Source organism: Achromobacter sp. MUI-25009338 (assembly GCF_057359325.1).
The window spans coordinates 294,630-309,036 of the sequence record NZ_CM170627.1 but is presented as its reverse complement, the minus strand read 5'-3'; the positions used below and the strand labels follow the sequence as shown (position 1 = coordinate 309,036).

Annotated in this window: 15 protein-coding genes; 8 read left to right on the top strand and 7 right to left on the bottom strand. The window is 69.0% G+C overall.

Annotation, left to right across the window (positions count from 1 at the left end; genetic code table 11):
* Positions 1-144: 144 nt before the first annotated feature.
* Positions 145-888, top strand: a complete 744-nt coding sequence (locus tag AC1IQ6_RS01440) for a sulfite exporter TauE/SafE family protein (RefSeq protein WP_102773165.1) — start codon at positions 145-147, stop codon at positions 886-888.
* Between the two features lie 67 nt (positions 889-955).
* Positions 956-1,657, top strand: a complete 702-nt coding sequence (locus AC1IQ6_RS01435) for a GntR family transcriptional regulator (RefSeq protein ID WP_102773164.1) — start codon at positions 956-958, stop codon at positions 1,655-1,657.
* Positions 1,658-1,677: 20 nt separating this feature from the next.
* Here AC1IQ6_RS01435 and AC1IQ6_RS01430 read toward each other — a convergent pair whose 3' ends face one another.
* The 4 genes from AC1IQ6_RS01430 to AC1IQ6_RS01415 form a co-directional block, all read right to left on the bottom strand.
* Complete coding sequence (locus AC1IQ6_RS01430) at positions 1,678-2,028, bottom strand: 2Fe-2S iron-sulfur cluster-binding protein (protein WP_485865698.1); 351 nt, start codon at positions 2,026-2,028, stop codon at positions 1,678-1,680.
* On the bottom strand, positions 2,025-2,351 hold the full coding sequence (locus AC1IQ6_RS01425; protein WP_111826126.1) for a ferredoxin: 327 nt from the start codon (positions 2,349-2,351) through the stop codon (positions 2,025-2,027). Before AC1IQ6_RS01425 ends, AC1IQ6_RS01430 begins: the two co-directional genes overlap by 4 nt.
* A 5-nt stretch (positions 2,352-2,356) precedes the next feature.
* The gene (locus AC1IQ6_RS01420) at positions 2,357-2,656 is read right to left on the bottom strand and encodes a 2Fe-2S iron-sulfur cluster-binding protein (protein ID WP_102773161.1); all 300 of its coding nucleotides are present in this window, start codon (positions 2,654-2,656) and stop codon (positions 2,357-2,359) included.
* Between the two features lie 67 nt (positions 2,657-2,723).
* Entirely contained in the window at positions 2,724-3,455 is a 732-nt protein-coding gene (locus AC1IQ6_RS01415; protein ID WP_102773160.1) for an iron-containing redox enzyme family protein, read from the bottom strand.
* A gap of 226 nt (positions 3,456-3,681) precedes the next feature.
* On the opposite strand from AC1IQ6_RS01415, the gene AC1IQ6_RS01410 reads away from it, so the two are divergent.
* From AC1IQ6_RS01410 to AC1IQ6_RS01385, 6 genes are all read left to right on the top strand, one after another.
* The gene (locus AC1IQ6_RS01410; protein ID WP_102773159.1) at positions 3,682-3,903 is read left to right on the top strand and encodes a hypothetical protein; all 222 of its coding nucleotides are present in this window, start codon (positions 3,682-3,684) and stop codon (positions 3,901-3,903) included.
* A 190-nt stretch (positions 3,904-4,093) separates the two neighbouring features.
* Complete coding sequence (sorA, locus tag AC1IQ6_RS01405) at positions 4,094-5,329, top strand: SorA family sulfite dehydrogenase catalytic subunit (protein WP_485865697.1); 1,236 nt, start codon at positions 4,094-4,096, stop codon at positions 5,327-5,329.
* Between the two features lie 10 nt (positions 5,330-5,339).
* Positions 5,340-5,669 carry a SorB family sulfite dehydrogenase c-type cytochrome subunit gene (gene sorB / locus AC1IQ6_RS01400; protein WP_102773157.1) on the top strand — a complete coding sequence of 110 codons (330 nt, stop codon included), beginning with the start codon at positions 5,340-5,342 and terminating at the stop codon, positions 5,667-5,669.
* Positions 5,670-5,769: 100 nt separating this feature from the next.
* Positions 5,770-7,455: an MFS transporter gene (locus AC1IQ6_RS01395; RefSeq protein WP_102773156.1), complete on the top strand. Its 1,686-nt coding sequence runs from the start codon at positions 5,770-5,772 to the stop codon at positions 7,453-7,455.
* Positions 7,456-7,462: 7 nt separating this feature from the next.
* Positions 7,463-8,887, top strand: a complete 1,425-nt coding sequence (locus AC1IQ6_RS01390; protein WP_102773155.1) for an MFS transporter — start codon at positions 7,463-7,465, stop codon at positions 8,885-8,887.
* Between the two features lie 131 nt (positions 8,888-9,018).
* Complete coding sequence (locus AC1IQ6_RS01385) at positions 9,019-10,623, top strand: methyl-accepting chemotaxis protein (protein ID WP_485865696.1); 1,605 nt, start codon at positions 9,019-9,021, stop codon at positions 10,621-10,623.
* On the opposite strand, the gene hutI is transcribed toward AC1IQ6_RS01385, so the two are convergent.
* The 3 genes from hutI to hutC form a co-directional block, all read right to left on the bottom strand.
* Positions 10,602-11,828 (bottom strand): imidazolonepropionase, encoded by a 1,227-nt coding sequence (gene hutI, locus AC1IQ6_RS01380; protein WP_485865695.1) that lies wholly within the window; start codon positions 11,826-11,828, stop codon positions 10,602-10,604. The two genes, AC1IQ6_RS01385 and hutI, sit on opposite strands and share 22 nt — an antisense overlap.
* A 14-nt stretch (positions 11,829-11,842) precedes the next feature.
* The gene (gene hutH / locus AC1IQ6_RS01375; protein WP_485865694.1) at positions 11,843-13,384 is read right to left on the bottom strand and encodes a histidine ammonia-lyase; all 1,542 of its coding nucleotides are present in this window, start codon (positions 13,382-13,384) and stop codon (positions 11,843-11,845) included.
* Between the two features lie 234 nt (positions 13,385-13,618).
* Positions 13,619-14,362 (bottom strand): histidine utilization transcriptional repressor HutC, encoded by a 744-nt coding sequence (hutC, locus tag AC1IQ6_RS01370; protein WP_258231408.1) that lies wholly within the window; start codon positions 14,360-14,362, stop codon positions 13,619-13,621.
* Positions 14,363-14,407 lie beyond the last annotated feature (45 nt).

Sequence of the window (14,407 nt, the reverse complement as noted above, 5' to 3'; positions counted from 1 at the left end):
GTAGGACCTGGGAAAAGCGATAATTCTTAAAAATCGTTGAATATCAAGCAAAAACCAAGGGATTACCCTGGATTTACGCCCTGGACGGAAAATTCCGCCGAATCACAGATAGACTATCGTATACATAAATACCCCATCCCCGGCATGAGCCCCTCCCTGCCCTATCCCGACCTTCTGCAGTACGCCACCATGGCCGTCGTCGTATTCGGCGCCGCGATCGCGCAGGGCGTGGGCGGCGTGGGCTTCGCCATGTTCGCCGCCCCCGTGGCGGCCATGTTCTTCCCCCAGCTCGCCCCCGGTCCGCTGCTGACCCTGGGCGGCTTCATCTCGCTGCTGACCGCGCTGCGCGAACGCGCGGCCATCGACTGGCCCTCGGTTTCCTATGCCCTGGCCGGGCGGGCGGTGGGCACGCTGATCGCCGTCTACGCCATGACGCGCTTCGCCCCGCAGGCGCTGGGGGTGCTGTTCGCCGTGCTGATCCTGGCCGCCGTGGCGCTCAGCGCGGCCGGCCTGCGCTTCAGCGCGACCCCGCGGCGCGTCTCCGGCGCGGGCGTCGCCTCGGGGCTGATGGGCACCATGACCTCGGTCGGCGCGCCGCCGCTGGCCATCGTCATGCAGCACGCGGCGCCGCCGCGCCTGCGCGCCACGCTGGGCATGGTGCTGTTCCTGGGATCGCTGTTTTCGCTGGCCATGCTGGCGCTGGCCAAGCGCTATACGGGTTACCACGCCGGGCTGGCGCTCAGCCTGGCGCCGTTTCTGCTGGCCGGGTTTGCGGTCTCCAACCGGCTGCGTAACCGGCTGCCGCCGCGCGCGGTGCGCGGCGTGCTGCTGGCGGTGTGCGCCATCGGCGCGCTGGGGGTGCTGGTAAAGGCCTTCTGGGGCGGCTGAGGGCCTGTCGCCCGTCACGTCCGGTAATACAATGGAGACTGTATCCATTACGCAAAACCTGCTCGCCATGACCACTACTCCCGCCACGCAGCATTCCGCTTCGCTGAAGATCGGCGAGCAGCACCCGCAATTGTTCGCCGTCATCCGCGACAAACTGCGCGAACGCATCCTGAGCGGCGAATTCACGCCGGGCGACCGCCTGGTCGAAGGACGCCTGTCCGAGGAAATGGGCGTTTCGCGCATCCCGGTGCGCGAGGCGCTGCGCGCGCTGGCCGCCGAAGGCCTGGTCACCATCGAACCGCGCCGCGGCGCGTCCGTGTCGGTGCTGTCCGACGCCGTCGCCTACGACATGGTGGAAGTGCGCGCCACGCTGGAAGGGCTGAACGCCAAGCTGGCGGCCCAGCGCCGCGACGAAAAAACCGTCGAGCGCCTGCAGGCCTTTCTGCGCGAAGGCACCGAGGCCGCGCGCAGCGAGCAGCTGGACAAGTTCCTGGCGCTGAATTCGCAGTTCCACGAAATGCTGGCCACCATCGGCGGCAACGTGGTGCTGACCGACCTGATGCGCTCGCTGCGCGACCGCACGGCGCTGCTGTTCGCGCCCAGCAACATGCTGCGCGCCAAGCAGAACTGGGACGAGCACTCGCAGATCCTGAACGCCGTCATCGCCGGCAACGGCGACCTGGCCGCCCTGCTGGCCAGCCAGCACGTGCACAACGCCGCCCGCGCCTACACCGAAGCGCAGCAGGCCCAGCACGCCTCGGTGGCGTAGGCCGGGCCTCGGGGGTTCGTTCAGGCCTGCGCCTGCACCGGGTCGGCGGGCGCGCCCACCACCACGCCCTTGCCGTTCTGGATCACCCAGGACACCTTGATGTCGCCGTTGACGAAGGTCTGGCAGGCCATGCGGTAGCCGGCCTCGAAATCCTCCGGCCGCAGGTGCTTGCGCTCCTTGGGCTTGATGGCGTCGGTATTTTCCAGGCCCTCTTCGATCCGGCACTTACAGGTGCCGCACAGCCCGCCCCCGCACTTGAACGGGATGCCGCCTTTTTCCTTGAGCGACACCCGCAGCAGGTTGCTGTTCTCGGGCGCCGTGGCGACCTTGCCGCCATTGGAAATGAATGTGATCTGGACCATGGGTGTCATTGCTCCGCAGGGACGGCGCCGCTGCGCAGCGTCAGGGTCGATTGCATGCTGCCGAAGCGCGTGAGGTGCGACAGCTCCTTGCGCGCCGCTTCCACCGACGCAAATTTTTCGAGGAACTTGGAAGGCACGCGGTTGACCACGTACGGCGGGGTCTCTTCGGTCACGGTCAGCCGGGTCTCGCCGCGCAGCCGCGCGATGCGGTACTCGGCCAGCGCGCGGCCGTAGAACCGGTAGTCGTAGGTTTCGATGATCTCCACGTCCTCGCCGGCCTCGGTGCGGAACACGCCGGGCTTGGAGGTCAGGATGACATATGCCGGTTCCATCGCCGCTACGCCTCCACGTCCTGGGTCAGCTCGATGTCGCTGTTGAGCCAGAGCTGGCAGGCCAGCCGGTAGCCCTGCTCGACGCGCTCGCCGAGCTGCTTTTTTTCCTTCCAGTTCACCGGCGGCAGCTGCTCGGCCCCGGCCAGCACGCGGCAGGCGCACTTGGCGCACTTGCCCATGCCGCATTCGTAGCGCAGATGCGGATACGGAAACTGCTTGATGCCGGCCCGCACCACCAGGTTGGTGTTTTCCTTCACCACCTCGGTGTAGGTCTGGCCGCCTTTATGAAACACGACTGTAGGCATGGTGCTCTGATCCCCTGCGCTCTTCTCTCGCCGTCCGGCGCGAAGCCGGACGGCCTGCGTTGCTGTCTCAGGCGGCCAGGCCCAGTTCGGGCAGGGCGATGTCGTTCTGCACGTAGTCCGTGTAGAGCGCCGTGGTGTAGAGCAGCCGCATCTGCGCGCCGATCTCGCAGATCTTCAGGCAGCGCTGCTGCAGCTCCACCGTGTTGGCGTGCTCCAGCACGATCTGGTAGCCGCGCTCGCCGTGGATTTCGTCGGACACGATGTGCAGGTCGAAGAACTCCACTTCCTCGTCGGTGAAGCCGTATTTCTCGCGCAGCGTCGGCGTCTGCTTGCGGTAGATGGAGGGCACCTGCGATTCGAGGCCGACCACCAGCCCGGCCACCGCCACGATGGGGTCTTCGCGCATGGCCACGGCGTAGCACCAGCTTTGCAGCGCGCGGGTGGTGGGCGACATGTTGTCGGGGTCGACCACGCGCTCGCGGGTGGTGCCGCAGGCTTCGGCGAAACGGATCAGCAGGTCCGTGTGGCGGTCCCCGCCGATTTCCTCTTCATACATATTGGCCAGCAGGAAGTCCTTGGCCTCGGTGTACGAGTCCGGCGTGCGCGCGTACAGATAGCCCAGGTAGTCGGCGAACGGCCCCACGTAGTGGTAGTGGTTCTCGGCCCAGCGCTGCAGATGCTGGCGGCTGAGCTTGCCCTCGGCCCAGGCGATAGAAAACGGCGAGGCGTTGGCGCTCTTGCCCTTGATCGCGTTTTCCAACGCGGTGCGGAATTCATCTCGGTTCATCAGTTCAGCCATGGCGCGCTCCAAGGTCCAGTAGGGAGGATTCCAGGCCGGTCTGGCCTGGGCATGATGAACATTGTATACCGTCTACTATTTTGAGGGCCTAGGGCAATCCCGAGGTCCATCAGGGATAAACAGGGACAGTCTTATTTAAATCAAGCACTTGGACGCTTGGCGGGGCTGGCGCATCGGGGTCGATGCTGGTACACTGAATACACTTTCAATGCAATACGGAAATACCATGAACACCCGCCATCCTCTGGGAGACGCCCCCATCGGCCAGCAGCTGCTGAGCCACTACGCCCGCCGCGACGCCGTGCGCCATGCCACGCCCCTGTTGCCCTCGTCCTGGGCCGAATGCTTCGCGCCGTTTCGCAACGCCCGCCTGCAGCCGCTGCGCGAAACCGCAAGCCGGCGCGACGGTTCCGCCCGCGGCGACGCGACGGTCTGCCAGGCCGGCTGATCCGTCTTCCCGCAGCCCACGCACAGAGCCCCCTTGCTGGGGGCTTTTTGTTTGGCGGGCCGTCCGAGCGGAAATCCCGGATTTTGAAACGGGCGATGCAACAATTAACGCACTTGTCAGCCCGCCGGGCGTAGTCTCATCCCTGTACGCCGCCGCGCAGGGCGTCCAATAAGAAAGAGGAGACCAGAAGATGAGCACATTCGATCCGAATGCGCGCCGGCGCTTTCTGCGCCAGGCCTGTACTTTGGGCGCCAGCAGCACGCTGGCCGGCCATACGCTGACCAGCCTGGCGGCGCCCGCCACCGTCACGCTGCCCTTCGCCAACGGCGAGCGCGATTTGATCGCCTACCCGCAAAAGCGCCCCTTGATCCGCCAGACCTCGCGTCCGCCGCAACTGGAAACGCCGTTCTCCGTCTTCGACGAGAACCTCCTCACGCCCAACGATGCGTTCTTCGTGCGCTACCACCTGGGCAACATCCCGACCACGATCGACCTGAACACCTACCGCATCAAGGTCAGCGGGCTGGTGGACAAGCCGCTGGAGCTGTCGCTGTCCGACCTGAAGCAGTACTTCGGCAAGCCGGTGGAGCTGGTGGCCGTGACCCAGTGCTCGGGCAACAGCCGCGGCTTTTTCTCGCCGCGGGTCGGCGGCGGGCAGTCGGGCAACGGCGCCATGGGCAACGCCCGCTGGCTGGGCATCCCGCTCAAGCGCGTGCTCGAAAAAGCCGGCATCCGCGCCGAAGCGCGCCAGGTCACGTTCGAGGGCATGGACCGCCCGGTGCTGCCCGGCACGCCGGAATTCGTGAAGGCGCTGGACACCGCCCATGCGATGGACGGCGAGGTCATGCTGGCCTACTCCATGAACGGCGCCGACCTGCCCATGCTCAACGGCTACCCGGTGCGGCTGGTGGTGCCGGGGTATTACGGCACCTACTGGATCAAGCACCTGGCCGACATCAAGGTGCTGGACAAAGAGTTCGACGGCTTCTGGATGCAGAAGGCCTACCGCATTCCCGACAACGATTGCGCCTGCACGCCGCCGGGCAAGGCGCCGGAGAAAACGCGTCCCATCGGCCGCTACAACGTGCGCAGCTTCATCACCAGCCTGTCCGAAGGCGCGCGCGTCGCCCGCGGCAAGCGCGTGCAGGTGCGCGGCATCGCCTTCGACGGCGGCAAAGGCATCCGCGAGGTGCAGTTCTCGTCCGACGGCGGCAAGACCTGGCGCGCCGCCACGCTGGGCAAGGACCTGGGCCGCTATTCGTTCCGCGAATGGCATGCCGACTTCACGCCCGAGGCCGCCGGCGACTACGAGCTGAAGGTGCGCGCCACCAACATGGCCGGCGACACGCAGCCGCTGGAGGCGCTGTGGAACCCGGCCGGCTACATGCGCAACGTGGTCGAAACCGTACGCGTCACCGCCGCCTGAGGAGCCCGCCATGATCCGCCAATTCCGTCGTTGCGCGCCGGCGCTTGCGCTGGCCGCCGCCTGCCTGGCCCCTGCCGCCCAGGCCCTGGAAATCAAGCTGCCCCAGGAAACCGCCAAGCTGCATCCCGGCACCGGCGCCGGCGCCCAGGCCGCGTCGCTGTGCCTGATGTGCCATTCCGTGGACTACGTGTCCTCGCAGCCGCCCATGCCGCTGGGCTTCTGGGAGGCCGAGGTCAAGAAGATGGTGGGCACCTACGGCGCCCCGATACCGCCCGACCAGGTGCCGTTGATCGTGGAGTACCTGAACCAGGCTTATCCGCCCGCGGCGGCCAAACCTTGAGGGACGGGCGGGCCGGCCCACCTGCCATCCGCTTCGGCGTACCATTACCCGACCCGGACCGCTCGCCGGGGCGCCCTGAAGGCGCCCCGCCCCCATTCCCATGCTGCAACCCGTTTCAGCCACGAACGATCTGCCCGCTGACGCGCCGCCCGCGCCCGTACTGAAAGTCAGCACGCTTTCCCCCTTCGCCTTTCCGGCGTTCCGCATCATCTGGATCGCCAACCTCTTCGCCAACCTGGGCACCTGGGCGCAGTCCGTCGCCGCGGCCTGGATCATCACCACCGAGCAGAGCAGCCCGCTGATGGTGGCGATGATCCAGGTGGCCGCCGCCTTTCCGCTGGTGGCGCTGTCCATCGTGACCGGCGTGCTGGCCGACAACTACGACCGGCGCAAGGTCATGCTGGCCGGCATGCTGCTGGAGCTGGCCGGCGGCGTGTTCATCACCGTGCTGGCCTTCGCCGGGCTGCTGCATCCCATCACCCTGATCGCGTCGGTCTTCTGCATCGCCATCGGCAGCGCCATCATCACCCCGGCCTGGCAGGCCGCCGTGGGCGAACAGGTGCCGCGCGCCCACGTCGGCAGCGCCGTGCTGCTCAACAGCGTCAACTTCAACGTGGCGCGCGCGGTCGGACCCGCCGTGGGCGGGCTGCTGCTGGGCGCGCTGGGCGCGCCCTGGGTGTTCCTGCTGAACTGCTTCTGTTTCGGCGGGCTGATCTGGGCGATCTGGCGCTGGAAGCGCGACCTGCCCGAACGCCGGCTGCCGCCCGAGGGCATCTTCGAAGGCGTGGTGGCGGCGCTGCGCTATACCCAGCACTCCACCGTGACCCGGGTGGTGATGCTGCGCTCGTTCGCGTTCGGCCTGTCGGCCAGCGCGCTGTGGGCGCTGCTGCCGCTGCTGGCGCACGAACACGAGGGCGGCAGCGCGCTGCTGTACGGCTACATGCTGGGCGCGCTGGGGCTGGGCGCCATTCTCGGCAGCGCCGTGGTGCGGCGCATCCAGGCGGCCTGGGGCGCCAGCGGCCTGGTCAGCGTCGCCGCCGGGCTGCTGGCCGCCTGCCTGCTGGCGCTGGGGCTGGCCGATACGCTGTGGATCGCGTTTCCGGCCCTGCTGCTGTCGGGCAGCTGCTGGATCGGCGTGCTGGCCACCTACAACACCACCGTGCAGATGCTGGTGCCCGACTGGGTCAAGGCGCGCGCGCTGGCGCTGTACCAGACGGCCATCTTCGGCGGGCTGGCTGCGGGCTCGTTCATGTGGGGCCACTTCGCCGAGACCATGGGCGTCTCGGGCGCGCTGGCGGCCGCCGGCATCATGCTGGGCATCACCGTGGCGCTGCTGTACCGGTCGCGCCTGCCCGAGCAGGTCGACGCCCAGACGCTGGTGCGCGCCGACAATACCGAGCCGGCGCTGGCCGCGGCCGGCTTCAACACCCAGCACGGCGCCGTGCTGGTCACGGTTGAATACCAGATCCCGCGCGAGCGGCTGTCGGAGCTGATCCAGGCCGCGCGCCCCTTGCGCCTCATGCGGCTGCGCAACGGCGCGCAGCAATGGCAGCTGTTTCGCGACCTGGAGCGCGACGGCGTCTGGCGCGAGGCGTTCCTGGTGGAAAGCTGGATGCAGTACCTGCGCATGACCGACCGCATGACGCTGGCCGACAAGATGGTGCTGGACAAGGTGCGCGCGCTGCACGCCGGCGACAAGCCGCCGGTGGTGTCGCGCAGCATCAGCTATCTGGCCATGAACGAGGCGCAGGGCTTCTCGCTGCGCCGCGACCCCGAATCCCTGTAGCCGGCACATGCTCACCTTCTCTCGCAACACCGTCTATCCCGCCGGCGTCGGCCTGCCTGCCTCGGAGCGCCTGGGCGCGCTGCTGGCCGTCATGCTGGCGCTGTGCATGACCAGCCTGGACACCGTCATCTCCAACACCGCGCTGCCCACCATCGCCCGCGACCTGGGCGCCAGCGACGCGGCCTCCATCTGGGTGGTCAGCGGCTATCAGCTGGCCATGGTGGCGGGCCTGCTGCCCGCCGCGGCGCTGGGCGAGATCCTGGGCCACCGCCGCGTCTTCATGGTGGGCCTGGCGGTCTACACGCTGACCGCGCTGACCAGCGGGCTGGCGCCGTCGCTGCCGGCCCTGGTGGCCTCGCGCGTGCTGCAGGGCCTGGGCGCGGCCGGCGTGATGAGCGTCAATGGCGCGCTGCTGCGCTTCATCTATCCCTCGCACCTGCTGGGCCGCGGCCTGGGCCTGAACGCCATGGTGGTGGGCCTGTCCTTCGCGGCCGGCCCCACGGTGGCCTCGGCCATCCTGCTGCTGGGCTCCTGGCACTGGCTGTTCCTGATCAGCGTGCCCGTCGGCATCCTGTGCACGGTGCTGGGCCTGCGCGGCCTGCCGGGCACCACCCGCGCGCGCCACGGCTTCGACGGCCTGGCCGCGCTCTTGTGCGCGCTGACGCTCGGCCTGTTCGTGCTGGGCGTCAATGAACTGGCGCAAGGCGCAGCGCCCGCGCGGGTAGCGCTGGAATGGGGCGTCTCGGCCGCCAGCCTGGCCCTGCTGATGTGGCGGCAGGCGGGCCACCCCGCCCCCATCCTGGCCGTGGACCTGCTGCGCCGGCCGCTGTTCGCGCTGTCGGCCGCCACCGCCGTCTGCGCCTTCGCGGCCCAGGCGCTGGCCTTCGTGTCCCTGCCCTTCCTGCTGCAGACCACGCTGGGCTACACCCAGGTGGAGACGGGTTTCCTGATCACGCCCTGGCCGGTGGTGGTGGCCCTGATGGCGCCCATCGCGGGGCGGCTGTCCGACCGCTATCCCGCCGGCGTGCTGGGCGGCGTGGGGCTGGCGCTGATGGCGCCGGGCCTGGCGCTGCTGGCCCTGATGCCGCCCGACCCGCCAGTGTGGGACATCGCCTGGCGCATGGCCTTGTGCGGCGCCGGATTCGGCTTCTTCCAGTCGCCCAACCTGCGCGCCATCATGATGTCGGCGCCGGCGTCGCGGGCCGGCGGCGCCAGCGGCATGATCGGCACCGTGCGCCTGCTGGGCCAGGCCTCGGGCGCGGCGCTGGTGGCGGCCTGTTTCAATATCTCGGGCGCGCGGGGCGCGGTCATCGCGCTCTGGCTGGGCGCCTTGTGCGCCGCGCTGGCCAGCATCGCCAGCTTCTCGCGGCTGCGGTTCAGCGCGCCGGACCTCGATGCCGAATCCGCGCCAAAACACGCTAACTCGCAATAATGTTTCGCGATCTTGCTGCTATTTGCGCATTAAATCGACACATACGTAAATTATGAAACAGCGCCTAAATATCTGATGACGCCTTGCCGTTGCCGGGTCAGCAGCCTCCTTGCCGTACCTGGGAACGACACATGAAAAGGTTTCTGAGAGATATCACGATCCGCCGCATGATCCTGAGCGCCCTGCTCGCGATCAGCGTCCTGCTCGCCGGCCTGTCGGCCATCAGCATCAACGGACTGCGCCACGCCGGACAGGCGCTGGGCGCCAGCAACGCGCTCCTGCAGGAAGTCACGGCGCTGTCCCGCATCAACGACCGCATCGCGGCCGCGCGGCTGGGCCTGGCCCATCAGCTGCAGGACCTGGGCGAAGGCGGGTCCGCCCACGCCGACGAAGACGCGCGCCTGGTCGACGCCGCGCTCGGCGAAGCCGGCAGGCAGCAGGCGGCGTTCATGGAACAGGCCAGGACAGACACGCCCGCCGCCCTGCTGACCGCGCTGCAAGCCGGCTACGAAGCCGTGGTCGGCCGCGCCCTCGCCGCGCAACGCCAGCAGCTGGCCGCCGGCGACGTCGCGCAGGCCCGCCGCCAGGCCGACGGCGACGTGGCCGCGGCCAGCCGGGCCTATGCCGAGAGCATCGAAACCTATGGCGCCTACGCCAGGGAGCACGAGGCGCAACTGCTGCAGGAAGCCGCGGCCAGGCGCCAGATGGCCTATACCGGCATGGGCGCGGTGCTGGGCGTCTGTCTGCTGCTGCTCGTGCTCGGCGACCGTTATGTGGTGGCCTTCGTCAAGCGGCCGCTGGAAGACATCCGGGCGCACTTCCGCCGCATCGCCGACGGCGACCTGACCGCCCCCATACCGCTGTTCGGCGGCAATTGCGTGGGCCAGATCATTCCGTACATCCGCGACATGCAGGACAGCCTGGCGCGCACCGTGCGCGCGGTGCGCGACGGCGTGGTCGAAATCAATACGGGCTCCAGCGAAATCGCCGCCGGCAACCAGCACCTGTCCAGCCGCACCGAACAGCAGGCGGCCTCGCTGGAGCAGACCGCCGCCAGCATGGAGCAGCTGCTGTCCACCGTCACCAGCAACGCCGACAACGCGCAGCAGGCCAACCGCATGGCCGCCGAGGCCAGCGAGGTGGTCGGGCGCGGCGCGGAGGCGGTGCGGCAGGCGGTGGCGACCATGCGCGAGATCTCCCAGGACGCCGGGCGCATCGAGGACATCGTCGGCGTCATCGACGGCATCGCGTTCCAGACCAACATCCTGGCGCTGAACGCGGCGGTGGAGGCGGCGCGCGCGGGCGCGGAGGGCAAGGGCTTCGCGGTGGTCGCGGCCGAAGTCCGCTCGCTGGCGCAGCGCAGCGCGGGCGCGGCCAAGGAAATCAAGCAGCTGCTCGACGCCTCCGGCGCCACGGTGCAGGCCGGCTCGGCCCAGGTGGAAACGGCGGGCCGCACGATGGAAGACATCCTGCGGACCATCGAACGCCTGACCGTGCTGGTCAGCGACATCGCCGGCGCCTCGCATGAACAGGCGGCCGGCATCGGCCAGGTGAACACGGCGCTGACGCAGATGGACCACGTGACGCAGCAGAACGCGGCGCTGGTCGAACAGGCGGCCGCCGCCGCAGCCTCGCTGGAGGCCCAGGCGCAACGCCTGCAAAGCGCGGTAAGCGCGTTCCGGCTGCCCGTGCAGGTCCCGGCCGCCGGCCAGGCCTACGCCGCGCTGGCGGCCTGAGCCACGTCCACCTCGCGGGCGTGGCGGACGATGCGCTTGGGCAGGTCGCCGCCGATCCAGTAGGCCAGCTCGGCCGGATGCGACACCTCCCAGGCGACGAAGTCCGCCATCTTGCCGGCCTGGAGCGCGCCATGCGTGTCCTGCAGGCCCAGCGCCCTGGCGGCGTGCACGGTGGCGCCGGCCAGCGCCTCCTCGGGCGTCAGGCGGAACAGGGTGCAGGCCATGCTCAGCATCAGCCGCAGCGACAGCGCGGGCGAGGTGCCGGGGTTCAGGTCGCTGGAGATCGCGATGGGTACGCCGTGGCGGCGCAGCAGATCGACCGGCGGCGCCTGCGTTTCGCGCAGCGCATAGAACGCGCCGGGCAGCAGCACCGCCACGGTGCCGGCCTGCGCCATCGCCAGCACGTCGCTCTCGGTCAGGTATTCCAGATGGTCGGCCGACAACGCGCCATAGCGCGCCGCCAGTGCGGCGCCATGCAGCGACGACAGCTGCTCGGCATGCAGCTTGACCGGCAGGCCAAGGTCGCGCGCGGCCCGGAACACCCGTTCGACCTGCGCCGGCGAAAAAGCCAGGTGCTCGCAGAACGCGTCCACCGCGTCGGCCAGCCCTTCGGCCGCCAGCGCCGGCAGCATGCGGCGCGACACCTCGTCGATGTAATCGTCGGCGCGCCCGGCGTATTCGGGCGGCAGCGCATGCGCGGCCAGCAGCGTCGCGCGCACGGTGAGCGGCAGGGCCTGCCCCAGGCGCCGCGCGACCCTGAGCATCTTGCGCTCGTTGGGCAGGTCCAGCCCGTATCCCGATTTGATTTCCAGCGTGGTCACGCCGTCGCGCAGCAGCTGCAGCGCGCGCCGGCGCGCGCCGGCATACAGTTCGTCCTCGCTGGCCGCGCGCGTGGCGCGCACGGTGCTGGCGATGCCGCCGCCCTGCGCGGCGATGCTGGCGTAGTCCACGCCCTGCAGGCGCTGCTCGAATTCGCGACTGCGGTCGCCGCCGAACACCAGATGCGTATGGCAGTCGATCAGCCCGGGCGTGACCCAGGCGCCGCGCAGATCGTGGACCGCGGCGCCTTCGGCCGGCGGCAGCGCGGCCTCGGGGCCGATCCATTCGATGCGTTCGCCGCGGGTCACGATGGCGGCGCGCTCGATCGCGCAATAGCTGCCGTCCGCCATCGTCGCCGCGTGGCAGTTGCGCCAGACCTGTCTCATCGCGTCCTCCTCTTTCATGCCTGCGCGCATACGCTGGGCAGCAGCCCGGCCGGCATCAGCGCCGTCAGGCCGCGCGCCGCGATGAGTTCGCTGGCCGCAGCGATGTCGGGCGCGAAAAAGCGGTCGCGCTCGTAGTGGGCGACGCGCCCGCGCAGCAAGGCGCGGGCCTGCTCCAGCCGTGGCGACGTCTTCAGGCCCGCGCGGAAATCCAGGCCCTGGCAGGCGCCCAGCCATTCGATCGCCAGGATGTCGCGCACGTTTTCGGCCATGGGCCACAGGCGCTTGCCGGCGTTGGGCGCCATCGAGACATGGTCCTCCTGGTTGGCGGAGGTGGGCAGGCTGTCGACGCTGGCCGGATGCGCCAATGCCTTGTTGTCGCTGGCCAGCGCGGCCGCCGTCACCTGGGCGATCATGAAGCCCGAATTGACGCCGCCGTTGCTCACCAGAAAAGGCGGCAGCTGCGACATGTGCATGTCCATCATCAGCGAAATGCGGCGCTCCGACAGCGCGCCGATCTCGGCCAGCGCCAGCGCCAGGTTGTCGGCCGCCAGCGCCACCGGCTCGGCGTGAAAATTGCCGCCCGATATCACCTCGTCGTCTTGCGCGAACACCAGCGGGTTGTCCGACACCGCGTTGGCTTCGATCTCCAGCACCTGTGCCACCTGCCGTATCTGCGTCAGGCAGGCGCCCATGACCTGCGGCTGGCAGCGCAGCGAATAAGGGTCCTGCACCTTGCCGCAATTGGCGTGCGAATGGCCCACCTCGCTGTCCTCGGTCAGCAGCTCGCGGTAGACGGCGGCCACGTCGATCTGGCCGGGCTGGCCGCGCGCGTCGTGGATGCGGGCGTCGAACGGCGCGCGCGAGCCCAGCATGGCCTCCACGCTGAGGCTGCCGCAGACCAGCGCCGCGGCCAGCAGGTCTTCGGCCTCGAACAGGCCGCGCAAGGCGTACGCCGTCGACACCTGCGTGCCGTTGAGCAGCGCCAGCCCCTCCTTGGCCGCCAGCGTCAGGGGCTCCAGCCCGGCGCGGGCCAGGGCCTGGCGCGCCGGCAGCCACGCGCCGTCGCAACGCGCCTTGCTCTCGCCCAGCAGCAGCAGCGACATATGCGCCAGCGGCGCCAGGTCGCCCGAGGCGCCCACCGAGCCCTTGAGCGGAATATGCGGATAGACGCCGGCGTTGACCAGCGCGATCAGATGGTCGATCACCTTGCGCCGGATGCCGGAATAGCCCCGCGCCAGGCTGTTGATCTTCAGCACCATGATGAGCCGCACCATGGCGTCGTCCAGCGCCTCGCCCACGCCGGCCGCATGCGACAGCACCAGCGAACGCTGCAAGGCCTCCAGGTCGTGGGGCGCGATGCGGGTGCTGGCCAGCAGGCCGAAACCGGTGTTGATGCCGTAGGCCGTGCGCCCCTGCGCCACGATGCGCTCGACGCAGGCGACGCTGGCCTCGATGGGCGCGCCGGCCTCGGGATGCAGCGCCACGCGCACCGGCTCCTGGTAGACGCGCCGCAGATCCGCAAGCGTCAGGCAGCCGGGGGGGATTTGCAGGTCCATGCATGAACTCCTGGCGTCGTGGGGATGACTATGATTGTATATACAAGCTGGGTAGGTGTCGTGGTGCGCTGCAAGATGGGTTACGCGCGTTCGACAGTCGCGTTCTTGTGATGATGGCGGCGCGCTGCACCCATCCTACGGGATATGACGAATGCCGTAGGATGGGTGCAGCGCGAGCGTCCTTGAGCAAGAACTCAAATATCCAGCGCGCGTAACCCATCTGCCCCCAAACACTCAGGTCGTGAACTTCCCTTCCAGCCGATGGCGCGACCCCGGATGGATCAGCCGCGCCAGGGTCACGGGGCGCTCGCCCGACCAGGTGCGGCGGCGGATCAGCAGGCAGGGTTCGCCGCGCTCGATCTGCAGCAGCTGGCATTCGCGCGGCCGCGCCAGGATGGCCTCGACGATGTGCTCGCCTTCGGTCAGCGGCGCCACGCGGGTCAGGTACTCATAGGGCGTGCTCTGCGTGAAATCCTGCTGCAGGTAGCCCGGCGCGAGCTTGACGCTGACGTAGCGGTCCTCCAGCTGGATCGGCAGGTCGTCCTCGTAGTGCACGATGATGGAATGGAACACCGGCTGTCCCGGACGGATGTCCAGCGCCAGCGCCTGCTCGCCCTCGGCCGGCTCTTCGGCCAGGCGCAGCACCCGGCTGTGGTGCCGGTGGTTGCGAGCGGCGATCTCGTCGGCGATGTTGTTGACTGCGAACAGCGCCGAGCGCGCCTTCGGCTGGGCCACGAAAGTCCCCACGCCCTGCATGCGCACCAGCAGGCCTTCCGCGGTCAGTTCGCGCAGCGCCCGGTTGATGGTCATGCGGCTGTAGCCCAGTTCGTCCACCAGCTCGGCCTCCGACGGCACGCGGTGATGGGCCGGCCATGCGCCGCTGCGGATCTGCTGCGCGATCATCTGCTTGACCTGGGCGTAGAGCGGCGCGGGCGGGGCGTCGGCCTGCGCCGGCAGGCTGGGGGGAAAGGAGGCCAAGAGTCGTCCTGTGCGGTTGTTCTGCGGATGGGAATAAAGTATAGA